Annotated in this window: 22 protein-coding genes; 8 read left to right on the forward strand and 14 right to left on the reverse strand. The window is 64.3% G+C overall.

Annotated features, from left to right (window positions below; translation table 11 throughout):
- Positions 1–9: 9 nt before the first annotated feature.
- The 6 genes from rsmA to lptF all read right to left on the reverse strand — a co-directional run bounded on the left by rsmA (position 10) and on the right by lptF (position 7684).
- A complete protein-coding gene (gene rsmA / locus WDM24_RS17910) occupies positions 10–864 on the reverse strand; it encodes a 16S rRNA (adenine(1518)-N(6)/adenine(1519)-N(6))-dimethyltransferase RsmA (protein WP_338700244.1) in 855 nt (284 codons plus the stop codon).
- On the reverse strand, positions 861–1865 hold the full coding sequence (gene pdxA, locus WDM24_RS17915) for a 4-hydroxythreonine-4-phosphate dehydrogenase PdxA (RefSeq protein WP_338831956.1): 1005 nt from the start codon (positions 1863–1865) through the stop codon (positions 861–863). The genes rsmA and pdxA overlap by 4 nt, the downstream gene beginning before the upstream one ends.
- A 17-nt stretch (positions 1866–1882) precedes the next feature.
- Positions 1883–2830 (reverse strand): SurA N-terminal domain-containing protein, encoded by a 948-nt coding sequence (locus tag WDM24_RS17920; RefSeq protein WP_166296194.1) that lies wholly within the window; start codon positions 2828–2830, stop codon positions 1883–1885.
- 98 nt (positions 2831–2928) lie between these two features.
- Positions 2929–5397 carry an LPS-assembly protein LptD gene (locus tag WDM24_RS17925; protein WP_338832399.1) on the reverse strand — a complete coding sequence of 823 codons (2469 nt, stop codon included), beginning with the start codon at positions 5395–5397 and terminating at the stop codon, positions 2929–2931.
- 26 nt (positions 5398–5423) lie between these two features.
- A complete protein-coding gene (gene lptG / locus WDM24_RS17930) occupies positions 5424–6521 on the reverse strand; it encodes an LPS export ABC transporter permease LptG (protein ID WP_029082294.1) in 1098 nt (365 codons plus the stop codon).
- A complete protein-coding gene (gene lptF / locus WDM24_RS17935; RefSeq protein WP_166296191.1) occupies positions 6518–7684 on the reverse strand; it encodes an LPS export ABC transporter permease LptF in 1167 nt (388 codons plus the stop codon). The genes lptG and lptF overlap by 4 nt, the downstream gene beginning before the upstream one ends.
- A 358-nt stretch (positions 7685–8042) precedes the next feature.
- Between lptF and WDM24_RS17940 the strand changes: the two genes are divergently transcribed.
- The 3 genes from WDM24_RS17940 (at position 8043) to WDM24_RS17950 (ending at position 10685) form a co-directional block, all read left to right on the forward strand.
- Positions 8043–9542 (forward strand): leucyl aminopeptidase, encoded by a 1500-nt coding sequence (locus WDM24_RS17940; protein ID WP_338831957.1) that lies wholly within the window; start codon positions 8043–8045, stop codon positions 9540–9542.
- 15 nt (positions 9543–9557) lie between these two features.
- A complete protein-coding gene (locus WDM24_RS17945; protein WP_338831958.1) occupies positions 9558–10010 on the forward strand; it encodes a DNA polymerase III subunit chi in 453 nt (150 codons plus the stop codon).
- A gap of 114 nt (positions 10011–10124) precedes the next feature.
- On the forward strand, positions 10125–10685 hold the full coding sequence (locus WDM24_RS17950) for a hypothetical protein (RefSeq protein ID WP_175619289.1): 561 nt from the start codon (positions 10125–10127) through the stop codon (positions 10683–10685).
- A 64-nt stretch (positions 10686–10749) separates the two neighbouring features.
- Here WDM24_RS17950 and WDM24_RS17955 read toward each other — a convergent pair whose 3' ends face one another.
- The 3 genes from WDM24_RS17955 to WDM24_RS17965 form a co-directional block, all read right to left on the reverse strand.
- Positions 10750–12612 carry an ABC-F family ATP-binding cassette domain-containing protein gene (locus WDM24_RS17955; protein WP_338831959.1) on the reverse strand — a complete coding sequence of 621 codons (1863 nt, stop codon included), beginning with the start codon at positions 12610–12612 and terminating at the stop codon, positions 10750–10752.
- Positions 12613–12732: 120 nt separating this feature from the next.
- Positions 12733–12903, reverse strand: coding sequence for a hypothetical protein (locus WDM24_RS17960; protein ID WP_338700260.1), 171 nt, complete (start codon positions 12901–12903; stop codon positions 12733–12735).
- Between the two features lie 215 nt (positions 12904–13118).
- Positions 13119–13382, reverse strand: a complete 264-nt coding sequence (locus tag WDM24_RS17965; RefSeq protein WP_166296182.1) for a sulfur globule protein precursor — start codon at positions 13380–13382, stop codon at positions 13119–13121.
- A gap of 345 nt (positions 13383–13727) precedes the next feature.
- Between WDM24_RS17965 and ndk the strand changes: the two genes are divergently transcribed.
- The 3 genes from ndk to WDM24_RS17980 all read left to right on the forward strand — a co-directional run bounded on the left by ndk (position 13728) and on the right by WDM24_RS17980 (position 17409).
- On the forward strand, positions 13728–14150 hold the full coding sequence (ndk, locus tag WDM24_RS17970) for a nucleoside-diphosphate kinase (protein WP_166296180.1): 423 nt from the start codon (positions 13728–13730) through the stop codon (positions 14148–14150).
- Positions 14151–14260: 110 nt separating this feature from the next.
- Entirely contained in the window at positions 14261–15100 is an 840-nt protein-coding gene (locus WDM24_RS17975) for a TerC family protein (RefSeq protein WP_166296177.1), read from the forward strand.
- Between the two features lie 443 nt (positions 15101–15543).
- Positions 15544–17409 carry a radical SAM protein gene (locus tag WDM24_RS17980; RefSeq protein ID WP_338831960.1) on the forward strand — a complete coding sequence of 622 codons (1866 nt, stop codon included), beginning with the start codon at positions 15544–15546 and terminating at the stop codon, positions 17407–17409.
- A gap of 141 nt (positions 17410–17550) precedes the next feature.
- Here WDM24_RS17980 and ppx read toward each other — a convergent pair whose 3' ends face one another.
- The 4 genes from ppx to WDM24_RS18000 all read right to left on the reverse strand — a co-directional run bounded on the left by ppx (position 17551) and on the right by WDM24_RS18000 (position 22684).
- Positions 17551–19053, reverse strand: coding sequence for an exopolyphosphatase (gene ppx, locus WDM24_RS17985; RefSeq protein WP_166296174.1), 1503 nt, complete (start codon positions 19051–19053; stop codon positions 17551–17553).
- Positions 19054–19065: 12 nt separating this feature from the next.
- Entirely contained in the window at positions 19066–21270 is a 2205-nt protein-coding gene (locus WDM24_RS17990) for an RNA degradosome polyphosphate kinase (protein WP_338831961.1), read from the reverse strand.
- A gap of 132 nt (positions 21271–21402) precedes the next feature.
- Positions 21403–22080: a DnaA ATPase domain-containing protein gene (locus tag WDM24_RS17995; protein ID WP_338700272.1), complete on the reverse strand. Its 678-nt coding sequence runs from the start codon at positions 22078–22080 to the stop codon at positions 21403–21405.
- 61 nt (positions 22081–22141) lie between these two features.
- The gene (locus WDM24_RS18000; protein WP_028332358.1) at positions 22142–22684 is read right to left on the reverse strand and encodes a CDP-alcohol phosphatidyltransferase family protein; all 543 of its coding nucleotides are present in this window, start codon (positions 22682–22684) and stop codon (positions 22142–22144) included.
- A 160-nt stretch (positions 22685–22844) separates the two neighbouring features.
- Between WDM24_RS18000 and purM the strand changes: the two genes are divergently transcribed.
- Both purM and purN read left to right on the forward strand, forming a co-directional pair.
- The gene (gene purM, locus WDM24_RS18005; RefSeq protein ID WP_338831962.1) at positions 22845–23918 is read left to right on the forward strand and encodes a phosphoribosylformylglycinamidine cyclo-ligase; all 1074 of its coding nucleotides are present in this window, start codon (positions 22845–22847) and stop codon (positions 23916–23918) included.
- Positions 23915–24565 carry a phosphoribosylglycinamide formyltransferase gene (gene purN, locus WDM24_RS18010; protein WP_338831963.1) on the forward strand — a complete coding sequence of 217 codons (651 nt, stop codon included), beginning with the start codon at positions 23915–23917 and terminating at the stop codon, positions 24563–24565. The genes purM and purN overlap by 4 nt, the downstream gene beginning before the upstream one ends.
- Before the next feature lie 80 nt (positions 24566–24645).
- Here the strand turns inward: purN and WDM24_RS18015 are convergent, their stop codons facing one another.
- Positions 24646–24849 (reverse strand): cold-shock protein, encoded by a 204-nt coding sequence (locus WDM24_RS18015; protein WP_021079877.1) that lies wholly within the window; start codon positions 24847–24849, stop codon positions 24646–24648.
- Between the last annotated feature and the right edge of the window lie 8 nt (positions 24850–24857).

Genomic DNA, 24857 nt, shown 5'->3' on the forward strand with positions numbered 1-24857 from the left:
CCTGATGTTCTATTTTGTGGACCGTATATCGGCCAATTCCCGAGCCATGGCAACAAAGCCCGCGACCGGAATGGTTTCGGCGCGCCGCGTCGCATCGACCTGGGCTGCGGCGGCAAGCCGCGCCGGATCGGCCGACAGCGATTTCAGACTCTGTCGTAGCATCTTGCGGCGCTGGCCGAAGGCGGCGGCCGCCACCTGCTCGAGCATGCGGCGGTCGCACGGTTCGGGCGCGGCGCGCGGTATCAATCGTACCACCGAGGAGGTGACCTTCGGTTGCGGCACGAACGCTGCGGGCGAAATGTCGAACAGGATCTTGGTTTCGGCGCGCCAATTTGCGAGCACCGCGAGCCGGCCATACGCCTCCTCATCCTCATGGGCGACGATGCGCTCGGCGACCTCGCGCTGGAACATCAGCACCATGGTGTCGTACCAGGGCGGCCAAGGCTCGATCGACAGCCAGTCGACCAGGAGCTGGGTTGCGATGTTGTAGGGCAGGTTGGCTATGATCTTGGCCTTGCCGCCATCAAGCAGGGGACGTGGATCGAAATCTTGCGCATCGCCATGCACGATCTCGATGCGGCCGGGATAGCGCTTGACGATGTAGTCGAGCGCAACAAGCGCGCGCTCGTCGCGCTCGATCGCGATCACGCGCTTGGCGCCGAGTGCAAGCAGTGCGCGTGTCAATCCGCCGGGACCGGGCCCGACCTCGATCACGGTGCAGTCTTCCAGCGGACCCGCGGCGCGGGCAATCCGCGCGGTGAGATTGAGATCGAGCAGGAAATTCTGGCCGAGAGATTTGCGCGCCGACAGCGAATGCTCGCGAATGACGTCGCGCAGCGGTGGCAGATCGTCGATCGCGCTCACGTCGTGCGCGCGGCCGCCATGCGCGCGGCGAGCCGGAGCGCAGCGATCAGGCTCGAGGGATTGGCCTTGCCGGTGCCGGCGATATCGAACGCGGTGCCGTGGTCGGGCGACGTCCGGATGAAGGGCAGTCCCAGCGTGACGTTGACGGCGTCCTCGAACGCGACGGTCTTGATCGGGATCAGCGCCTGGTCGTGATACATGCAGATCGCGCAGTCATAGGTTTTTCGCGCGGCGGCGTGGAACATGGTGTCGGCCGGCAGCGGGCCGCGGACGGCGATGCCGTCGCGGCGCAGGATCTCGACGGCGGGCGCGACGATCTCGACGTCCTCCATGCCGAGCGTGCCGTCTTCGCCGGCATGCGGATTGAGGCCGGCGATGGCAAGCCGCGGTGCCGCGAGGCCGAACCGCGCCTTCATGTCCGCGACCACGATCCGCGCCGTCGACACGATCAGATCGGTCGACAATTGCGCCAGCGCCTCGCGGACCGAAACGTGGATCGTCACCGGGACGACGGCGAGTGCCGTCGACCACAGCATCATCACCGGCTGCGGTGCGCGCCCGCTGCGGGCGGCAAGCTCGGCGAGGAGTTCGGTATGGCCGGGATGCCGGAAGCCGGCGCGGTACAGCACGTTCTTGGCGATCGGATTGGTGACGACGGCGCCGGCCTTGCCGGACGCGACATCGGCGACGGCCTGACGGATCGAGGCAAGCGCGGCGGCGGCACTGCTGTCGTCCGGCTTGCCCGGTCGCGCCGTCGCCGCCTTGCCGGTCGCAACGACGGGCAGGGCGCGGGCAAACGCCGCGGACGCCTCCTCGGCGCTGACCTCGGCAAACTCGACGGCAAGCCCGAGCGTCCTGGCGCGTTCGGCAAGGGAGGCGCGGTCCCCGAGCAGGTAGAACGGCGGCAGATCGAGTTCGCGGCGGCGCAGCCACGCTGCGAGCGTGATGTCGGGGCCGATGCCTGCGGGCTCGCCGGATGTCAGTGCGAGAGGTTGAGCCATGCGTCAACGATAGTCGATCATCGTCCGCCTGGGTATTCGATCATCGCGGCTTTTCGGACTTCCTGCAGATAGGCCTTCGACTTCGCCTCGTACTTCTGCACGTACATCTTGTCCCGCACCTCACGCTTCTTCGGCGTGTCCACGGTGGTTGCCTTCCTGCCGCAGAGCGCGACCATTTCGATGCCCTGCTTGGTGACCTCAGGAGGGGTGAGGTGGCCGACCGGGGTCTTGTCCAGAATGTCGCGCAGCGCCTGCGGCAGGTCGGCCGAGGTCTTCACGACGATTTCGCGGATCGCGGCGTTGCGCATCGACTTGAAGGAGGTGTTGGCCTCCTCGCAAGAGGTCACGCGCTCGCGCAGGCTCTCCGCTTCCTTGCGGCGGCCCTCGAACTCCGACTGCGGCGCGCCGCGGGGGATGATCAGGACGACCGGCTGCATCCTGTATTCGAACGCTTCGGCGTCGGTGGCTTCTCCGGTCTCCTTGACCGCGTTGGCCACGTCCTTTTCGCCGACCTGCAGGCTTTCCTTGAAGCGGCCGCGGACCAGGCTGGTCCAGACCATGTCGGCCCTGATGCGCTGTTTCAGCGTATCCGGGCGGATGCCCTTGCTCTCCAGCACCTTGGTGAGCTGATCGTTCGAAAGCCGCATCCGCTGCGCCATTCCGCCGTACGACTGTTCGATATCGTTGGCGGAGGGATCGACGCCAAATTTCTTGGCTTCCTTGATCTTCAGCTTCTCATCGATCAGATCGTCGAGGACGGCCTTTCGATCGGGGGCCTTGCCGCCGGTGAGGGCGTTCAGCTTGGCGCGCATCTCGATGTCGTAATTGGTGATGGGTTCGCCATTGACCATCACGGCGATGGTCTGGGCGTGCAATCGCGCAGCGCCTCCCAGCAGGAGGGCAAGCGCCAGCACGGAACTCAACAACAGGGAATGGCGGCGCGTCGGCGGGCTAGCAGTCGTCATTATTGTCATGTCAGCCGTTTAAACCAATTCAAGCTGGAGCCACAGGCCCCCGGGCAATTCAAGCCCCTTGCCAAGCCCTTCGCCAGTACCCTCGCTCGCTACTGCACGCCAGCCGAACTGCTGGTCGTGGAGGTTTGCGCGATCGTCCGCAGGCCGATCTGGAACATGAACGCGTGGCTGAGGACGGGCGGCGTCGAGCCCGCCTGATAGGTATAGGAAGTGACATAGTTGGCCGCCAGCACGAAGCAGTCGTCCACATAGCCCGCGCCGAACGCATACTGGTTGATTTTGTTCGCTTCAAGGTCCCAGCGGGCCGCGCCCTGAACCACCCAGTTCGACGCCACCTTGACTGATCCACTGGTGAGAATGCCTTCGCGGCGCGTCAGGTAGCCGAGTTCCGGCTGCGCTGCATAATCGCCGTACGTGACGGCGACTGACCAGCGGTCGAAATTCGCGCTTGCCGTGGCCTCGAACCGGTTGATGTTCCAGGTTGCCTCGTCCATCCGCGAGCGCACGCTGAACGTATAGGTGCGGTTCGGCGAATAGGCGACGCTTGCGACATAATCCGAGCGCGGGTTCTGCAAGCCGGAGTCGACGCCGGTGTTGGTCATATCGGTGACCGCGAACGAATTCAGCCCGAACATCTGGTAGGACTGCCCGAACATCGTCTTGACGCTGCCGCCGCGATCGAACTGCGTGGTGGCCTGCACGCCGACATTGGCGCGGCTGCCGCCTTCGACGCGGTCGTAGCCGGAGAACTTGTCGACCGCGAACAGGTTGCTGGTGTCGAACACCAGGCTCTGTGCATCCTCGTTCGGCAGCTTGCCGGCATCAGGCTCGTTGGGCCGGATGATGACCTGCGCAATCGGCTCGACGGTGGTCGTGCCCCACGGCTGCACATTGATGAACGGGTAGCGGTATTCGAAGCCGACGGTCGGCATCACGCGGACCGTCTGGGTGTCGCCGACCGGCAGGAAGTTGGAAACGCCCGGCTGGTTCGAGACGTCGGCGTTGATGGCGTCGGCGCGGATGCTGGCGAACGGCGTCCAGATCTGGCCGAGCGGGTCGGTGTAGGACTTGCGCCACTGCGCCTCGGCCGTCAGCCTGGTGTAGGTGCCCGGCATGCCGCGCAGCAGGCACTGCGACGGCGTCCGGGCCAGCGGATCGGCGGACGTCAAACTGCACAGGCCAGCGGTGTTGGCGATCGTCGTGATCGGATCGAACACCGCGGTTTCGCGGGTCAGGTTGACGAAGTTCATCTTGTAGCTGACTTCGCCACCCAGGATCGGGCTGTTGATCACGTTGTTGTAGTCGATGACAGGGGCGACCACGGGCACCTGGTTCTGGTTGCCCGAGTAGCTGAGGTAGTAGATCGCGCGCGCGTCAAAGTAGCTGCGGTTGCCGACACCGGTCAGATAGAGCTGCGAGATCGCCTCGGTGGGCAGCGACAGGAACGATCCGAACGGGTCCTTGTACTGGGCGAGCCGGTAGTCGGACATGAAGAAGTAGTCGGACAGCACCACGCCGTCCCAGCCCCAGACCCATTTGTCGTTCAGCGCGAACTGGCCCTTGGTGTCGACGCCCCAGCGGAATTGGCGATCGCCGGGCTGGCCGGTAAAGGCGCCTTGATCGAGCTGGTCGATGCCATATAGCCGGACCTGATAGGAGCCGCTCGACAGACGCTGGCGGAATTCGCTCTGGAACAGCACGCCCTGCCGCGACGTGATGCGCGGATTGAAGGTGGCGTCCATGTCAGGCGCGATCGCCCAATAATAGGGGATTTCGACGCCGTAGCCGAAGGCCGTGTACGAGGTGAAGCCCGGCATCAGGAAGCCGCTCTTGCGCTTCACGGTCGGATCGGGCGTCGAGAAAAAGGGCAGATACGCCATCGGAACGCCGAAGAACTCGATCTGGGCGTTCTCGAAATAGAGCATCTTCTCGGTCTGGTCATGGATGATGCGCGCGCCCTTGACCTGCCAGAGCGGCGGCTTCTTCGGATCATCCTTACAGGGCGCGCAGGCGGTATAAACGCCGTTGTCGAACACCGTGTAATTGCCGCTGGACCGATCGGCGCGGGTCGCTGCCATCCGGGTCTGGTCTTCAGTATCGACGCGCAGCGAATCGACGAAACCGTCGCGGTAGTCGTCGCTGAGATCCATGATGTTGGCGTAGGTGATCTTGCCTTCCGCATCGGTCATGCGGATGTTGCCTTCGGCATGAAGACGCTTGGTCTTCTGGTCGTAGATGACCTTGTCGGCCTCCACGCTGGTGCCGTTGTAGAACATCTGCACGTTGCCGACGGCCGAGATGCGGCTGTTGTTGTAGTCGTAATCGACCTCGGTCGCCTGAACGAGCATCTGCCCGTCGTTCTTGGCCGGCGGGCGGGTCGGCTTCGGCGGACGCGGATTGTAGGTGAAGGCCTGCGCGTGCGCCGGCGTCGCCACGACTATGTCGAGCGCGCCGACCACGACGAACGCGGTGAGGAGGGCGGAGATGGCGGCGCCAAACGCGGCCACGCGGCTCCGTTGACGGCGCAGGGCACTGCGCCGCCCGAATGCAGGCGACATCAACTGGCGGGCGGCGACGGTAGCCACTACCCGTCCTCCTGGTACAGCAAGGCTAAGAAGCCGGTGAGGCTACCCACAACGACAGGCAACCACGCCGCAGCGATGGGATGCATCAACTCAGCCTTGCTCAAATCTTCAGTTACTTTCGACAGAACGTAGAGCAGAAAGCCTGCGCCCACGCCACTCAAAACCATCTTCTGCACGCCGCCCATCCGGAAGAAACGAAGGCTCACAGAAGCCGCCAACATCACCATCGCAGCCAGCAAAAATGGCTGCGCGATGAGCTTTTGATACTGCAAGCGATAGCCCGCCGTCGCGAACCCTGAACTCTCCGACGAACGGATGTAGGTCGGCAGTTGCCAAAAGGACACAGTTTCGGGGGTCGAGAAACTGTTGCGCACCTGTGCCGGAGTAAGAGTGGTGGTCAGGTAGAAGGTGTCCTGGTCCTGCGGAGGCTTGTCGAGGGTGTATCTGCGTACGCCCTTGAACACCCAGCGCCCCTCTTCGAGCGCCGCTTCGCGAGCTTCGATTCGCTCCTTGAACTGCAGCGCAGTGTCGAATCGAAACACGGTGAGGCCGGTCAGCCGGACGCCCTGCTGCTCGCTGCGGGCGGCATTGATGATCGCCTGACCCTCGTCGTTGATCTGGTTCAGCCAGAAGCCGGCCGCATCCTGGATGCCGCCGCCCGGCGCCGAGCCGAACAGCTCGGCTTCCATCCGCTTGGAGAGCTCGCGCAGATTGGCCGATACCGGATTGTAGGCCGTGGTCGCGAAGACGCCGAGCACGATCGCACTGACCAGCGCCGGCGAGATGAACTGCCAGGCCGAGACGCCGGCGGCGCGCGCCACCACGAGCTCGAGCCGCCGCGACAAAGCGAGATAGCAGGTCATCGCGCCGATCAGCACGCAGAACGGCATCAGCTTCTCGAGCAGTTGCGGCACGCGAAACAGCGAGGTCTCCGCGACCGTGATCGCGGAGGCCCCGACGAGGCCCGACGTCTTGCGGACCATCTCGATATAATCGACCAGCACGAGCAGCACGAAGATGCCCGCGAACACGCCCACCGCCGCGACGACGAAGCGGCCGGCGAAGTAACGCCCGAGCGTGTTTGTCACTATGCTCATGCGGTTGCCGGCCTCCGGAAGAGGCGCGCAATGCGCTCGTTGTTCCTGTTGATCGCTTCCATCAGCGCGGCCGGCGGCTCGACGACCACACCGCCGACGATCATCCAGATGCCGATGCCGATGCCGCCGAACAGCATCAGATACTGCACGAGTGCCGCCAGCGGCGTCTTCACCGCCACGACCGAGCAGGCGAATCCGACCATGCGCAGCCCGAACACCGCGAACACCGAGCCGCCGATCGAGAAATTGCGGCTTTGGCGCGTGGTGCGCGGCGCGCCGAGGAAGGCAAAGGTGAGGGCAGCGAATGCGAACGGATAGATCGGCGCCATGAAGCGATCATGCAGCTCGGCGAAGAACTGGCCCGACAGCTGTTGATAGGTCTGATCGTTCTCGTCGGGCCACATCAGTTCCCAGAGGTACCGTTCGCGAATCCCGAGCGTGACGTCGCGGCCCTGCGAGAATTTCGACATGTCGAAGGCGTAGCGCTGAAACACCACCAGCGTCGGATCGCGCTTGCCGACTTCGAATCGCTCGAGATTGCCGTCCTCCAGCACGAGATACGAGCCGCTCTCGTTCTTCAGCACGGTGCCGTGGTCGGCAACGATGGTGACGCGCTGCTGCGGATCGCGGCGGTCGTCGACGAAGACGCCGCCGAGCACGCCGCCGGGCAGGCGCTCGCGGATCCGAATCGTCAGATTCTGGTCGAGTTGGGCGAAGCGGCCGGGCTGCAGGATGTTGGTCAGCACGTCGGCGGTGATCTCGGCATCCCACTGCTTGATTCGGCGCATGCCGTCGGGGGCGAGATAGGCGCCGATGAAGGCGACCAGCGCCGCGACAACGCAGGTGGCAAAGAAGAACGGCCGGAACAGCCGGAATGGCGAGAAGCCCGCCGCGTTCATCACGATGATTTCGGAATCGGTCGCGAGCTTGTTCAGCGTGTGGGAGATCGCGATCATCAGCGCGATCGGGGCGATGATCAGGACCAGGGCCGGGATCACGAGACCGGTGATGCCGAGGAAGGTCAGGATGGTCTGACCCTGGCTCGTCATCAGGTCGATGCCGCGCAACGCCTGCGTAATCCAGATCACGCCGGTGAGGCTGACCAGGACAAGCGCAAACGACGCCAGCGTCGTTTTGAAAATGTACTTGTCGATCGACCCCATCGCTACCGCACGACCCCCACGACCCCCTTCGCACGCCAAAACGCACGGCTTTCGACCAATCCCGTCAACCCGGGTTCCCCTTTGGTCGAGCCGCGGATCCGTCCGGCTCACACTCTGACTACCATCCCTTTGATCCATCAACAAAATGGCCGAGCCAAGGCACGCTTAATTTATGGTTAATTATTCGCTTTTGTGACCTTCCGGCCACGCCGGCGCTTGGCAGCAGCGCGGCCGACAGGCCATAGTGTGTCACAAGCCCGGTCCGGGGCAGTCCGGACCGCTATCGCAATGCTCACCCCGCGTGCCGGAAGGACCGTCTCAGGTCCGAGCAACACCCTGAGTTCTGGAGGATTTTCCTATGTCCGACGCCGTCAAGGTCGGCTTTGTCCCATTCTCCGCGTCTGCTCGCGGCATTCTGGTGGTCTTTTGCGACGAGCAGTTGAAGCTGGGAGCCGCCACCCGGAAGGCGCTGGGAGCTGCCGCCGAGACGGTGAAGCGGGCCGCGGCCGCCAACCAGTTCAAGGGCAAGAGCGGGGCAACGCTCGACATCCTGGCGCCAGAGGGAATCAAGATCGAGCGGCTGATCGTGATCGGCACCGGCAAGCCGGCCGACCTCAAGGAGAAGGATTTTCTCAAATTCGGCGGTGTGGCGACCGGCAAGCTCAACGCCGGCAGCGCTGCGATGACCGTCTTCGCCGAACTGCCCGATGCCGCGATGGCGGCTGGCCAGGCGGCGGCGATCGCCACCGGCATCCGCCTGCGCGCCTACAAGTTCGACCGCTACAAGACCAGGAGGAAGGACGAGGACGGCGCCGTGCGGGCCGATGTCTCGATCGCGGTCGACGATGTTGCTGCCGCCAGGAAGGCCTTCGCGCCTGAAGCCTCCATTGTCGACGGCGTGAACCTGGCGCGTGAGCTCGTCAACGAGCCGCCGAATGTGCTGTACCCCGAAGAGTTCGCGCGCCGCGCGAGCCAGCTTCGCAAGCTCGGCGTCAGTGTCGAGGTGCTCGACGTCAAGGCGATGACCAAGCTCGGCATGGGCGCGCTGCTCGGCGTCGCGCAGGGATCGGCGCGGCCCGGCCGCACCGTGATCATGCGCTGGAACGGCGGCAAGAAGAGCGAGGCGCCGGTCGCGTTCGTCGGCAAGGGCGTCTGCTTCGACACCGGCGGCATCTCCATTAAGTCGGCCGGCGGCATGGAGGATATGAAGGGTGATATGGGCGGCGCAGCCTGCGTGGTCGGGCTGATGCACGCGCTCGCGGCGCGCAAGGCCCGCGTCAACGCGGTCGGCGCCATCGGCCTCGTCGAGAACATGCCCGACGGCAATGCGCAGCGTCCCGGCGACATCGTCACCTCGATGTCGGGCCAGACCATCGAGATCATCAACACCGACGCCGAGGGGCGCCTCGTGCTCGCCGACGTGCTCTGGTACGTCGCCAGGAAGTTCAAGCCGAAATTCATGGTCGATCTCGCAACGCTGACCGGCGCCATCATGGTCGCGCTCGGCACCGACCACGCCGGAATGTTCTCCAACAATGACGAACTCGCCGAGCGCCTGGCCAAGGTCGGTATCGAGACCGGCGAGAAAGTGTGGCGCATGCCGCTCGGTCCCGAATACGACAAGCAGATCGACTCGCAATTCGCCGACATGAAGAACACCGGCGGGCGCAATGGCGGCTCGATCACGGCCGCGCAATTCCTGCAGCGTTTCGTCGACGGCACGCCCTGGGCCCATCTCGACATCGCCGGCACCGCGATGGGCGCGCCGAAGACCGAGATCAATCAGAGTTGGGGGTCGGGTTATGGCGTCCGGCTGCTCGAGCGGCTGGTCTCCGAGTATTATGAGGCCAGGAAATAAAGTGTCGGCCGCCGCATGACCGAGGTTCTGTTCTACCATCTGCAGAACATGACGCTGGAAAGCGTGCTGCCGCCGCTGCTCGAGAAGTCACTCGAGCGCGGCTGGCGCGTGGTGGTGCAATCGACGTCGCAGGAGCGCGCCGAGACGCTCGACGCGCATTTGTGGACCTACAGCGACGATTCATTCCTGCCGCACGCGACCTTGCGCGTCGCCGACGCGCAGGACCAGCCGATCATCCTGTCGATCGAGGAGGGCAACCCGAACCGGGCCAATGTCCGTTTCCTGGTCGACAATGCGGCGCTCCCGGCCGACTGCGACAGCTATGAGCGGGTGGTGCTCGTGTTCAACGGTGACGACCCCGACGCGCTGGCTTCAGCCAGGGAAAGCTGGACCGCTTGCAAAGCCCGCGGCTTCGAGGTCACCTATTGGCAGACCGATGAGCGGGGGCGCTGGCAGCGCCGCCAATAGCGATATCGACGAATTAATGATAATTCGAGGTTTCCTTCGGGGTTTCCTGGGCGGGTCACGGTCATGCCGCAAAGTGATGTTCGGACAAGCCCTTAGGTAAAGGGGTCAGGAGCCTTGTCGATCGTGCGAGACGGAACATTCAGTCGGAAGTCGCTGCTGGCCTTGCTGGTACTTGCGCCGGGTCTTGCCGGCTGCTCAAGCGCATCCGACATTTTTTCGCGCGACGCGGACTGGTTTTCGCGTCCCGGACGGGTGTTCATCCGCAACATCTCGATCGAATCGCCGCCGCTGACGCCCGACAAGCCGGTGACCAACGACGATCTCGTCACTGCTGACGGAGGCTGTCCGGGCATGGCGCCGCCTGCCGGAGCCGCCGGTGCGAACGCGCTGGCCGACGGTGCTGCAGCGGCACCGCCGCCGCAGCCGTCGGGCGGCAGCGTCGCGCTGGGTCACACCGAATGCGACGTCGTGCGTGGCATCGGTGCCCCCGACAGTGTGAACTTGTCGAGCGGGCCGGGCGGCGAGCGCGTCGCCGTCGTGACCTGGTCGCGCGGCGCGCGCGCCGGTATCTATACGTTCAACTCAGGGCGTCTGACGTCGGTCGAGCGTGGCCCGGATCCCGCGCCGGAGCCGAAGGCAGTCAAGCCGAAGAAGAAAAAGACCGCGCACGGCTAGCGCGGTTCGCCGGATCGGCAGGCGCTGTGGTCCGGCCGAAACGGCCCTGATGTTTCATCGCAATCTAGCTCGCGGCCTCGTCAAGTGCGGCGCTGGCTTCCAGCCACTCTTCCTCGGCGCGCTGCAAAGCGCTTTCGGCGCCGGCGCGCGCCTTGGTCAGCTGTGCGGCCTGCTTGGGATCGCGCGTAAAAATATCGGGCAGCGCCAGCGCGGTATCGATCTTGGCAATGATGCCGTTGATGCGCTCGATCTCGGCCTCGGCCTGCGCGATCCGTTGCCTCGGCGAAGAGCGCTTGTCATTGCGGTTGCGTTCGGGCCTCGCCGGCTCCTTGACGCGCTCACGTGATGCCGGCCGGCCATCATTGGCCGACAGGATCATGCGGCGGTATTCGTCGAGATCGCCGTCATAGGTGGTCACGGTCTGGTTGGCCACGACCCACAATCGGTCGGCGCAGGCCTCGATCAGATAGCGATCGTGAGAGACCATCATCACGGCGCCGGGGAAGTCGTTGATCGCCTCCGCCAGCGCGGCGCGGCTATCGATATCGAGATGGTTGGTCGGCTCGTCCAGGATGATCATGTTCGGGCCGTAGAACGTCGCAAGCCCAAGCAGCAGCCGCGCCTTCTCGCCGCCCGACAGGCTCCTCACCAGCGTGTCGCCGGCCTTGCCTGAGAAACCGATCGCGCCGACGCGACCGCGCACCTTACTCTCCGGCGCTTCGGGCATCAGCTTGCGGATGTGATCATAGGGCGAGCCGTCGAGATTGAGCTCGTCGACCTGATGCTGGGCGAAATAGCCGACCGACAGCTTGTCTGCCTTGGTGATTCTCCCCGAGAACGGCGCGAGCTTGCCCGCCAGCAGTTTGACCAGCGTCGACTTGCCGTTGCCGTTGGAGCCGAGCAGCGCGATGCGGTCATCGGTGTCGACGCGCAGCGTCACGCGGTTGAGCACCGGCTTGCCGGGCTCGTAGCCGACCGAGACGTCATCGACCGCAATGATCGGCGGCGACAGCAGCTTCTCCGGCGCCGGAAACGAGATCTCGCGAACATCCTGGGTCACCAGCGCGGTGATCGGCTTCATCCGCTCCAGCATCTTGACGCGCGACTGCGCCTGCCGCGCCTTGGAGGCCTTGGCCTTGAAGCGGTCGACGAAATCCTGCAGGCGCTTGCGCTCGTCGGCCTGCCGCTTGGCGTGCTTGGCGTCGAGCAATTCGCGCGAGGCGCGCTGCTCCTCGAACGAGGAATAGGTGCCCTTGTAGAGCGTCAGCTTGCCGCGATCGAGGTGCAGGATCTGATCGACCGAGGTGTCCAGCAGATCGCGGTCGTGGCTGATCACGATCACGGTGCGCGGATAGGTGGCGAGGTGGTTCTCCAGCCACAACGTGCCTTCGAGATCGAGATAGTTGGTCGGTTCGTCCAGCAGCAGCAGATCGGGCGCGGAGAACAGCGTCGCCGCCAGCGCCACGCGCATGCGCCAGCCACCGGAAAATTCCGCGCATGGCCGTGCCTGGTCGGCGGTCGAGAAGCCGAGGCCGGAGAGGATCGCCGCGGCGCGGGCGGGAGCCGAATGGGCGTCGATGTCGACCAGCCGGGTCTGGATATCGGCAATCCGATGCGGATCGTGCGCAGTCTCCGCCTCGCGCAGCAGCGCGTCGCGTTCGAGATCGGCCTTCAGCACGACATTGATCAGGCTTTCGGGGCCGTCGGGCGCCTCTTGCGCGAGGCTGCCGATCCGCCAGCGCGGCGGCAGCGCGATGCTGCCGCTCTCGACCGGAAGGTCACCGCGGATGGCATGAAACAGCGTCGACTTGCCGACGCCGTTGCGGCCGACAAATCCGACCCGCGCGCCGGGCACAATTTGCACAGAACTGTGATCAATCAACAGCCGTCCGGCGATCCGGACCGAGATGTCAGTGATGGAGAGCATGCAGCGTTGTCACCGGACGCGCTGCCAAACGCAACCCATCTGTTCGTAAAATCTCTTCGTAAAGTCTCTTGGGGGAGCTGTTGGAAAAGCGCAACTGGGCTGCTGGACAGCCCCCAACATCTAATGCTGATCGTTTTCCCGTCGACGCATCTCGTCGAGCAATCGCTGCAGGCGGGACGAAAGCGCCGGCTCCGGCCGGATATTCTGCTGAAGCCGTTCGCCCACGGCATCGCAGATGTAACGGCAGGTCTTGTGATCGATCTGATCGGGATCGTTGTCGATCTGGGTCATTGTCATGGCACGTCTTTCGGCGAGTTCCACCTCGCGTGTTCGAGTAAATCCTTGTCATGACAAGTCGCGACCCCGAATTTGGTTTCCCGCCCCCTTGCTCTCGCCTGGAAGTAGTGCGGCCCGTCACAGGGCGGCGGGTTCCCCTAGACGTGAAAAAAGCCCCGGCGCAGGGCCGGGGCGAGGCAAGTCAGGGAGCATAGGGGAAGTCGGTCAGATCAGTAGCAGCGGTTGACCAGGCGCCAGCGCGGTCCCCAAGGCGTCGGCACCACGCGGCGGACATAGCAGCCGCCACCGTAGCCATAACCACCGTAGTAGGCGGGACCTCCGACGATGACGCGCGGTCCGCCCCACCAGCCGTGGTGCCATCCACCGTGCCCGCCGCCATGCCAACCACCCCAGGCGGAAGCGGAGGTCGGGGCGAGCGCCGCGGCACCGAGCGAAACCGCGGCGACTGCGGCAAGCGAAATTTTGCGTAACATGATCGTCTCCTCGAGGTATGGGCGCGTGATGCGCCCGCGGTGACATCGTTTCCCGAGACGTCCTGTGAGGCTTGCGGGTGGGCCGGCAAGGCGTCCGATCGATGGAGAGCCTAGGCGGGGTGAGCTGAACGACAGCGGCACGACGCTGACAGAATGGGTTCACCTAGGTGAAATCGCGGTAAGTCGGCCGAACCTGCGTCCGTCCGGGGACCGCCCAGATGACGGTTTTCGTTGCGAAAATGCGTCAAAACTAAAGGCTAACGCGTCACAGGGTCGCTTGCCGTCACCCCATCGCGCCGATATAAGCCCCGGCAACTCCCAGCCACCGTTTACAAGGACGAAATCATGGCGATTGAACGCACCTTTTCGATCATCAAGCCCGACGCCACCGAGCGCAACCTGACCGGCGCGGTCAATGCAGTGATCGAAAAGGCGGGCTTGCGGGTCGTGGCGCAGAAGCGCATCCGCATGACCCGAGGCCAGGCCGAGACCTTCTACGCCGTTCACAAGGCGCGCCCGTTCTTCGGCGAGCTGGTCGACTTCATGACCTCGGGCCCGGTGGTGGTTCAGGTGCTGGAAGGCGAGGGCGCGATCCCCAGATATCGCGACGTGATGGGCGCGACCGATCCGTCGAAGGCCGCCGAGGGCACCATCCGCAAGCTCTATGCGAAGTCGATCGGCGAGAATTCGGTGCACGGTTCGGATGCGCCGGAGACCGCGGTGATCGAGATCGCGCAATTCTTTGCCGGCAACGAGATCGTCGGCTAACGCCGTCCAACTGAAGGGGCACGGTCCTCTGACGGGACCGTGTCGAACTAAACCGGGGAGCGGCGGACGACCGCCGCCAGGGGCGGCCGCAAGGCCGAATAGGACTCGCTGTGGACTGGCTGTGGCAGATCTTTGATCCCGCGTACATCGGCGCGTTCTTCACCCAGTTCAAGAACGAGATGGCGACGCCGACCTTCTGGGTCGCCGTCGGCAAGATCATCTGGATCAACGTTCTGCTGTCGGGCGACAACGCGCTCGTGATCGCGCTCGCCTGCCGCGGGCTCGCGCCGCGCCAGCGGCTGTGGGGCATGATTCTCGGCGCCGCCGCGGCGGTGCTGCTGCGCGTCATCTTCACCGGCATCGTCGCCAGCCTGATGGAGCTTCCATATCTGAAGCTGGTCGGCGGACTGGCGCTGATCGTGATCGCCGCCAAGCTCTTGGTGCCGGAGCAGGAGGACGAGGACAGCGTGCATGCGGCCTCGCATCTGTGGGCCGCGGTTCAGATCGTTGTCGTCGCCGACATCGTGATGAGCCTCGACAATGTGATCGCGGTGGCCGCCGCCGCCAACGGCAGCGTTCCGCTGCTGGTGCTCGGACTTGCGATCAGCGTTCCCCTGATCGTGGCCGGCGCGGCGCTGATCATGGCGCTGCTCAACAAGCTGCCGGTCCTGGTCTGGGCCGGTGCCGCGCTGCTCGGCTGGATCGCGGGCGACGTCATCGCGACCGATCCGGCGGTGCATCCGAAGCTGGATGCGCTGTTCGCCGGATCGCTCGGCGCCAAGCTCGATTCCTGGCTGGCCGCAGTCGGGATGTCGCCGCAATTCGGCCATGGCGGCAACGGCGGCGAGATCACGCTCGCGGTGCTCGGCATCGTCGTTGTGCTGGTTGCGGGATCGCTCTGGCGCCGCCACGCGGTCCGGAAGGCCAAGCACGCCGCCAAGGCGGCGTGACGGGGCAGAGGCCCAAGAGCGATCGCTTGGTCCGGTCCTCGACGTCGCCCGGTACAAGGCCGCTGGGTGTTAGACTCCCCGCGGAAGAACTCAAGCGGTGGATGGGTCAGACCCTTGGCGTTGCCATGGGTGATCCCTGATTTGTAACGGCACATCGCTGATATCGGATCTGCCCTTAATTCCGCCCGAACTGCATGCGATGCTTCTGGACAGTCCGTTCCTGCGGCTCGCGGCGACGCCCGCGGCATCAAAAGATGACCCGACATCTGGGCCGCCAATCATAACGTCATCCACACCTGCGATGAATGGATGAGTTACCTTGCACGGCTGCTTACCCTGACCGATCGCAACTGCGACGGGCATCTCGATCCATCCGAATTCACACTCATCGGTCGGGCTGCAGGGCGAAATGAAAGCTGAAAGCACAGATCAGAAGGCACCGAATGCCGGGCGCCGCTGCTGATGTGGATTTCAGCAGATGGGCCGCCGCGGTGTTTATTTTCAGCACTGTGCCAACCAGGAGACAGTTAGTGCTGCAATCCGATATAGCGGCGAGGCGACGCTTTCAGCTCATCCTGGTCAAGCCGTCTCACTACGATGATGACGGATACGTGATCCGATGGTGGCGCGCCATGACGCCGTCGAATTCGCTGGCGGCCGTGTATGGCATTGCGGCGGATTGCGCCGAACGCCGGGTGCTCGGGCCCGATGTCGATTTTGATATTGAAGCCATCGACGAGACCAATACGCGCATCGACATCCCGGCGCTCCTGAGCCGCTTCAGGAGTCACGGCGGTTTCGGATGTGTGGCCCTGATCGGCGTTCAATCGAACCAATATCCGCGCGCCCTCGACATCGCCCGTTCGTTCCGGGCAGCCGGGATTGCCGTCGCCATCGGTGGTTTTCATGTCTCGGGTTGCCTGTCGATGCTGGATGGCCGCGCCGTGGAACTCGACGCTTGCCGGGAGATGGGCGTCGCCATATTCGCGGGTGAAGCCGAAGGGCGTCTTGAATCCGTCATTGCCGACGTAGCCGCGGGGCGCCTCGCGCCGCTCTACAACCACATGAAAGAGTTGCCGGGCATGGACGGCGTGCCGGTGCCGTTCCTCCCGAAGCGATATATCGAACGGACGCTTGGCTCCAGCGCCAGTTTCGATGCCGGCCGCGGCTGCCCCTACCAGTGCTCGTTTTGTACCATTATCAACGTGCAAGGCCGCAAATCGCGCTACCGATCTGCCGACGATGTGGAGCACATCGTGCGCCTCAACTGGGCCCAAGGCATTCGAAAATTCTTCATCACCGACGACAACTTTGCGCGCAACAAAGAGTGGGAATCGACCTTCGATCGCCTCATCCAGCTCCGCGAAAAGGACGGCATCCCGCTCGGCCTGATGATCCAGGTCGACACGTTATGCCACAAGATCCCCAACTTCATGGAAAAGGCAAAACGCGCCGGAGTAACAAAGGTCTTCATCGGACTTGAAAACATCAACCCCGACAATCTTGCGCTAGCGAAGAAGCGGCAGAACAAGATCACCGAGTATCGGAAGATGCTGCTGGCCTGGAAGGAGCAGGGCATCTTGACCATCGCGGGCTATATCCTGGGCTTTCCAGCCGACACGCCGGAGACAATCAAGCGCGACATCGCCATCATCCAGGAAGAACTGCCGATCGACCTTCTCGAGTTCTTTTGTCTGACGCCGCTGCCCGGCTCTGAAGATCACCAGACGCTCTGGAAGAACGGCACAGCCATGGAAGCGGACCTCAACAGCTACGATGTCGAACACGTCTGTACTGCCCATCCCAAGATGAGCAAGAAGGAGTGGCAGGACATCTATCACGAGGCCTGGCAGCTCTATTATACGCCAAAGCACATGAAGGTTCTGCTGCGACGCGCCGCGGCAACCGGCGTTCCGATCGGCAATCTCGCAAAGTACCTACTCACTTTTTCGACGACGGATCGCCTCGAAAAGGTACATCCCCTTCAGGGTGGGATTTTCCGCCTCAAGCATCCGTCCGAGCGGCGACCAGGCTTGCCGCGCGAGAACCCCTGGCTGTTCTGGCTGCGCTTTGGCTGGGAGACGCTCGTGAAGCACAGCCTCCTCACCGTGGCGATCGGACGGCTGTTGATCTGGAAAACGATCATCGCCTGCACCCCGGGGGCCGGCAACTATCTTGACCGCGCGCTCACGCCGGTCAGCGACGACGGTGATGAGACGCTCGACCTTCTCACCAAGACGGCGGGCGCCCGCGCTGCGGTCGCTCATTTCAAGAAAATCGCCGGACTGACGGGCACCCAAGTCGCTTGATGCAAGGCCCATTTTAGGTCGAGCTGTTGCGGATGAGCTTCGACACACGTCCGGCGAAGCTCGTCTCGGGCGTGTGACGGAAGGCGAAGTCCTCGTTTCGGTTCACCGGTTCACCGAACGCTGCCTGTCATAGAACCAGGGTTAGCGCCGCACGATCGAGCCGGTGCGCCCGACTAGCCGTGCCAGCTGCTTGAAACGGCTGCCGACGCGGTCGGCAACCAGATCCACCATCCGGTGCTCGAACACCAGCATCAGCTTGCGGCCCTGGGTGCGGAAATGGGTTGCCGGCAGCACGCCGGTGCGCGCCGCCGTGATCAGATGCGCGACGCGGAACGCGGCGCCGAGCACGCGCGCGCGCTCGTCCATCGCCGGCGTCACCAGCGCGCGGATCTGCGACGGCGGTTCGTTTTCCTCGCTGAGGCCGGCGTAGCGATAGAACACCGAGAGCGCGACGAAGGCGCGCCCCTGATGGGTGATCGAGCCGAAATTGCCGTTCATGATCAGGCTGAGGGTTTCCTCGCCGCGATGATCGGGATGCACCCGCCAGCCGATGTCGGAGAGCAGGCAGGCGACGTGACGCAGCCTGCGGTCTTCCTCGGTCTCGCGCAGCCTGACGACGCGCACCAGCCGGTCGGTCCACGCCGTCAACTCCTGAGCGTGGCGGGCCGAGCGCGACAGCAATTCGTTGAGGTTCTGCGCGGCGCAGACCAGCCCGTCCTTGGCGCGCTCGGCCTGCGGCAGCATCTCGTAGAGTAGGCCCTCGCGCACGCCGAAGGTCGAGAACACGATGGTCTTCGGCTGGGCGACGCGGATGATGTATTCCAGCACGAGCGCGGCATAGCTCAGCAGCGGCCGCCGCGCATCGGCGACCGACTCGATGTTGGCCAGCATGTTGGTGGCCGCCAGCCGCCGCAGCCGCTGCGCGAAGTCGAGCGCGTCGGCCGCCGGGATCGAGTAGCCGTGCATCACCTTGAGCGGATAGCCGCTCTGGATGATGTGAATGCGCGCCAGCGCGCGCCAGGTGCCGCCGACCGCGTAGAAGGTGCGGCCGCGCCCGGTCTTGAGCTGGGCGACGCCGAGCAGCTCGTTCTTGACGATGCGTTCGGCGCGCTTGATCGATTTGTCCGAGAGGTCCTGCAGCGCGAGGCTGCCGAGCGGCAGCGTCACGCCGCTGCGCACGCGGTTGCCCTTGACGTCGATCAGTTCGAGCGAGCCGCCGCCGAGATCGCCGACGATGCCGTTCGGATTGTGCACGCCCGACACGACGCCGAGCGCGGACAGTTTCGCTTCACGCGGTCCGGACAGAATCTCGATCTTGGCGCCGCAGATGCGCTCGGCCTTGGCGATGAAGTCGGGACCGTTCTTGGCGTCGCGGCAGGCCGCGGTCGCGATCGCGTAGACGCGGCCGACCTGCTGGATCCTGCACAGCGCGCGAAAGCGACGCAGCGCGGTGAGCGCCTTGTTGACCGCATCGGTCGCGAGCAGGCCGGTGCTCTGCACCTCGCGTCCGAGCCCGCACAGCGCCTTCTCGTTGAAGATCGTGACGAGGCTGCGCGCCATCGCCTCGTAGACCACGAGACGAACCGAGTTCGAGCCGATATCGATCACAGCGACGCTGGAAGCGCGCTTCCGCGGCCGCTTCACAGGAAAGCCCCCTTAAGACGATGGCTGCTGACGCTCGTTACGACGCGTGAGCCGGCGCGGTGAAGATTCCTTGAGAGACTTACCACGGCCGGACAGACTCGGATTTGTCATGAAGTAGTCATGCAGGTTGAACGGCTCTTCGCCTTTCGCGGCCTTCATACGCGTTGACGACCCGTCCGGCAACAATTGCCAGCTCTGCTCGGTGTCCTTCAGGTTCGCGACCATGATCTGTTCGAGAACCTGCTGATGCACCGTGGGATTTTGCAGCGGACAGAGAACCTCGACGCGGCGGTCGAGGTTCCGCGGCATCATGTCGGCGGACGAGATATACACAGCAGCTTTTGTGCTCGGCAGGCCCTGACCCATGCCGAAGCAATAGATCCGACCGTGTTCCAGGAACCGGCCGATCACCGATTTGACGCGAATATTCTCCGACAATCCTGGCAGCCCCGGCCGCAGGCAGCAGATGCCGCGCACCACGAGCTCGATCGCGACGCCGGCCTGCGAGGCCTCGTACAGGGCGTCGATGATGTCGGGATCGACCAGCGCGTTCATCTTCATCCAGATCGCGCCGGGCCGGCCATGTTTGACGTGGGCGATCTCGCCGTGGATGTGCTCGATGATCCGCTTGCGCAATGTGAGCGGCGACACCGCCATCTTCTCGATGTCGCTCGGCTCGGCATAACCGGTGATGTAGTTGAACACCCGCGCGACGTCGCGGCCGATGATCGGGTCCGAGGTAAAGTAGGAGACGTCGGTGTAGATGCGGGCGGTGACCGGATGATAGTTGCCGGTGCCGGTGTGCACATAGGTGGTGAGATTTCCGCCCTCGCGGCGCACCACCATCGACAGCTTGGCGTGCGTCTTCAGTTCGATGAACCCGTAGACGACCTGCACGCCGGCGCGTTCGAGGTCGCGCGCCCAGCGGATATTGGCCTCCTCGTCGAAGCGCGCCTTCAACTCGATCAGCGCGGTCACCGACTTGCCGGCCTCGGCGGCATCCGCCAGCGCGCGCACGACCGGCGAGTTGTTCGAGGTGCGGTAGAGTGTCTGCTTGATCGCGACGACGTCGGGGTCACGCGCAGCCTGCTGCAGGAACTGCACGACGACGTCGAAGGACTCGTAGGGATGATGGACCACGAGGTCCTTCTGCCGGATAGCGGCGAAGATATCGCCGCCATGGTCGCGCACCCGCTCGGGATGGCGCGGCACATAGGGCGGGAATTCGAGGTCCGGGCGATCGAGGCGGGTCAGCTGCGACAGCTCGTTCATCGCCAGCACGCCGTCGACCAGGATCACTTCATCATCCGCCGCCGACAGAGCGTGCTGCACGAAGCTGCGGAGCTCTTCCGGCATCTTGGCTTCGATCTCGAGCCGGATCACCGATCCGCGCCGGCGGCGCTTCAGCGCCGTCTCGAACAGGCGAACGAGGTCCTCGGCTTCTTCCTCGATTTCGAGTTCGGAGTCCCTGATGATGCGAAACGCGCCCTGGCCCTTGACGGTGTAGCCGGGGAACAGGCGGCCGATGAACAGACCAGTGGCCTGCTCGAGTGTGATCAGCCGCGCCGGACCGCCGTCCTTCGTGGAGGGAAGGCGGATGAAGCGGTCGATCTTGCCGGGCATGCGGATCAGCGCGTTCATCGCCTTGCCGTCGGATATCCGCGACAATTGCAGCGCCACCGTGAAGCCGAGGTTCGGGATGAACGGGAAGGGATGCGCCGGGTCGATCGCCAGCGGCGTCAGCAGCGGGAAGATGTTGTGGAGGAAGTGATCTTCGATCCAGGTGCGTTCGGATTTGGTGACGTCGCGCCCGTCGACCAGCTGGATGCCGACCTTGGACAGGATCGTCCGCAGATCGCTCCAGATCGCCTGCTGGTCGGAGGCGAGCTGTGAGACGGTCTTGTTGATCATCACGAGCTGCTCGGCCGGCAGCAGGCCGTCCGGGCTGCGCTCGGCAATGCCTTCGCGGACCTGCGCCTTGATGCCGGCGACGCGGACCATGAAGAACTCGTCAAGGTTATTCGCCGAAATCGACAGGAAGCGGACCCGCTCCAGCACAGGATGGCCGGTATTGACCGATTCCTCGAGCACCCGGCGGTTGAAGTGCAGCCAGGAGAGCTCCCGGTTGATGAATCGCTCGGGGCTGGATGCAATCGCCGGGACGGCGGGTAGCTCCGCCTCTTTTTCTTTGATTTCAGTAGCTTGTGCCGAGTCCATCAAGTGCTGGTCCAATTCGGGGCAGGGAGCCGGAGCGGTGTAGCCGAGGGCCGCACAGACCATGTGATATTGCGATGACGTTTCGATGACATTGATGTTCCGCCGGCCTGCGCCGTCAAGCCGCGGGACCCGTCAGGCATCGCGCAACAGTTCCGCCGCCAGCGCCCGCGTCACCGGACGGCCGAGCCGCAGTGCCTCGGTGTCCAGGAGCTCGACCGCCTGCCGGACGGCGGTATAGGAGCGCTCGATCCGGTTGCAGAGGTAGCTAACCAGCGGCTCGTCCACGTTCATCTGGCGGTCGGCGCAGAATTTTACGATCAGGCCGCGGAACAGCTGGTCGTCGGGCGGCAGCAGCGTCACCGTCGGCACCGCGCGGAGCCGGGAGCGCAGGTCGCGCAATTCGATCTCGAACGCTGACGGCGGAATGCGCGCCGTGATCAGCACGAAGGCATCGTCCTGGCGCGCGAGATTCATCAGATGGAACATCGCGCGCTCGTCGAAATCCGACGGCCTCAGGTCCTCGACCACCAGCGCTCCGGTCGCAAGCGCGGTCGGCACCGCCTCGGCGGTCAGCGCATGCGCGGCGGTCGAGCGCGCGCCGGCGCTCTCGGTCCAGATCGCGGCGAGGTGGCTTTTACCGGAGCCGTCCGGTCCCACCAGCAGCATGATTCGGTTCGGCCAGTCGGGCCAGCCATCGATCAGCGCCAGCGCAGCCTCATTGGCGGGCCCCTCGAGGAAATCGTCGCGGGTCAGTTTCTCCTCGTGCGGCAGGGCCAAGGCCAATTGACGAGGTTGAACGCTACCGGCCACGCAAGTCTCCAAACCGCTTCATTTTAGCATGAAAACCGGCTTCCACTTTTCCGGATCATGCCTACCGAGCTTCGATCGTGCTCATGTGCCGCACCCACTCCACGAGATAGAGGGACACCGAACCCAAAGTAAAGATCGTGACCAAACCCATCAGGATCAGGTCGTAGGGGTGCGGCTGGAAGCCGAAGCCGAGCGAGGCCAGCACCAGCGCTGCGAATGCGACCTGCGCCACCGTGTTGAGCTTCGACACCATCAGCGGCTTCATCTCGACCGGCTTGTCGAACAACCATGACACAATCACGGCGGAGACGATCATGATGTCGCGCGACACCACCAGAATCACGATCCAGCGCGGTACCGCGCCCCAGATTCCGAGCGCGACATAGATCGACACCAGCAGCGCCTTGTCGGCGAGCGGGTCGAGCAGGGCGCCGAGCTCGCTCGTCATGTTGAAGCGCTTGGCGAGGAAACCGTCGACTGCGTCCGAGACGCCGGCGATCACGAAGATCGCGAACGCGATCTCCATCTGGCTGGACACGATGGCCCAGACGATCACCGGCACCAGGATGATGCGGCCGAGGGTGATGATATTCGGAATGCTCAACTTGAGTCGCTTCCCGGCTAGAAGCCTGATTTTACTCGATATCCGGCTCTTTTGCGCAGTGGCCGGATGTTATCTACATAGTATCGCAGCAGCATTGCCGCGAGCCATTGCGCGGGGGCGGAATTCCTCGTAACCAGCCCCTTATCATCTGGAATTGGGCATGACCGAGCGCAAAAACGGGCTCACTTACGCGGATTCGGGTGTCGATATCGACGCCGGCAATCGTCTGGTCGATCTGATCAAGCCGATGGTGCGGGCCACCGCGCGGCCGGGTGCGGACGCCGAGATCGGCGGATTCGGCGGGTTGTTCGACCTCAAGGCCGCCGGCTTCAAGGATCCGGTCCTGGTGGCCGCCACCGACGGCGTCGGCACCAAGCTGAAGATCGCGATCGAGACCAGCATCCATGGCGGCATCGGCATCGATTTGGTCGCGATGTCGGTCAACGACCTCGTCGTGCAGGGCGCGGAACCGCTGTTCTTCCTCGATTATTTCGCCTGCGGCAAGCTCCATCCGGAGGCCACCGCACAGATCGTCGCTGGCATTGCCGAGGGCTGCCGCGAATCCGGCTGCGCGCTGATCGGCGGCGAGACCGCCGAGATGCCCGGCCTCTACAAGGACGGCGATTACGACCTCGGCGGCTTTGCGGTCGGCGCGGCCGAGCGCGGCACCCTGTTGCCGACGGCCGATATCGCGGCGGGCGACGCCGTGATCGGCCTTGCCTCCTCGGGCGTGCACTCCAACGGCTACTCGCTGGTGCGCAAGATCGTCGAGCAATCCGGCGTTGCCTATGACGCGCCGGCGCCGTTCGCGCCGGTCATGACGCTCGGCGCGGCGCTGCTGACGCCGACCAAGCTCTATGTGAAGTCCTGCCTGCGCGCGATCCGCGAGACCGGCGCGGTGAAGGGGCTCGCCCACATCACCGGCGGCGGCTTCACCGACAACATTCCGCGCGTATTGCCGAAGCACCTCGGCGTCGGCATCGATCTCGCGCGGCTGCCGGTGCTGCCGGTGTTCAAATGGCTGGCCGAGCAGGGCGGCATCGCCGAGCTCGAGCTGCTGCGCACCTTCAACTGCGGCATCGGCATGATCGCGATCGTCAGGCCGGACGCGGTCGATGCGGTGACCGAGGCCTTCACCGCCGGCGGCGAGACCGTGACGCTGCTCGGTGAGGTGATCGAAGCCAAAGGCGAGCATCGTGTGGTCTATAACGGTCATCTCGATCTCTCGCGATGAAGCGCCGCGTTGCCATTCTCATTTCCGGCCGCGGCTCCAACATGGCCGCGCTGATCGAGGCTGCCAAAGCTGCGGATTTTCCGGCCGAGATCGTTGCCGTGATCTCCAACCGCGCCAACGCAGGCGGGCTCGAGAAGGCGGCCGCGAGCGGCATTCCGACCATCGTCATCGAGAGCAAGCCGTTCGGCAAGGACCGCGCCGGCTTCGAGGCGGTGCTGCAAAAAGCGCTCGACGACAGGCAGGTCGAGCTGATCTGTCTCGGCGGCTTCATGCGGCTGTTCACCGCCGATTTCGCCCGGCACTGGTACGGCCGGATGCTCAACATCCATCCTTCGCTGCTGCCGTGTTTCCCCGGCCTCGATCCGCACGGCCAGGCCTTGCGCGCAGGCGTCAAGCTGTCGGGAGCGACGGTGCATTTCGTGATCCCGGAGACCGATGCCGGTCCGATCGTGATGCAGGGCGCGGTCACGGTGGCTGACGACGACACGTCCGAGACGCTGGCCGCACGCGTGATCGGAATCGAGCATCGCATCTATCCGGAGGCGCTGCGGCTCCTGGCGTCCGGCCGGCTCAAGCTCGAAGGCGAGCGCTGCACGACGCAGGGCAGCGCGGCGACCGACAGCACGCTGATCGCGCCGCAGAGCTAGGGCACGCTCGCGCCGAGAGTAATCCCCCGGAGTGATGCGACCGGGGGAGGCATCAGGATGAAATCCGCCGACAGCGACGTTCAGTGAACCTTGAGGTTCTCTGCCGACGCCTTGCCGCGGTTCTCCACCAGCTCGTACTCGACGGTCTGGTTCTCGTTGAGTGTGCTCAGTCCGGCGCGCTCGACCGCCGAGATGTGGACGAACACATCCTTGTCGCCGACGGCTGGCTTGATGAACCCGTATCCTTTGGTCGGGTTGAACCATTTGACGGTACCCTTCGGCATCGTCTCTC

The sequence above is a fragment of the Bradyrhizobium sp. 27S5 genome, from assembly GCF_037217225.1.
Taxonomy (GTDB): domain Bacteria; phylum Pseudomonadota; class Alphaproteobacteria; order Rhizobiales; family Xanthobacteraceae; genus Bradyrhizobium; species Bradyrhizobium septentrionale.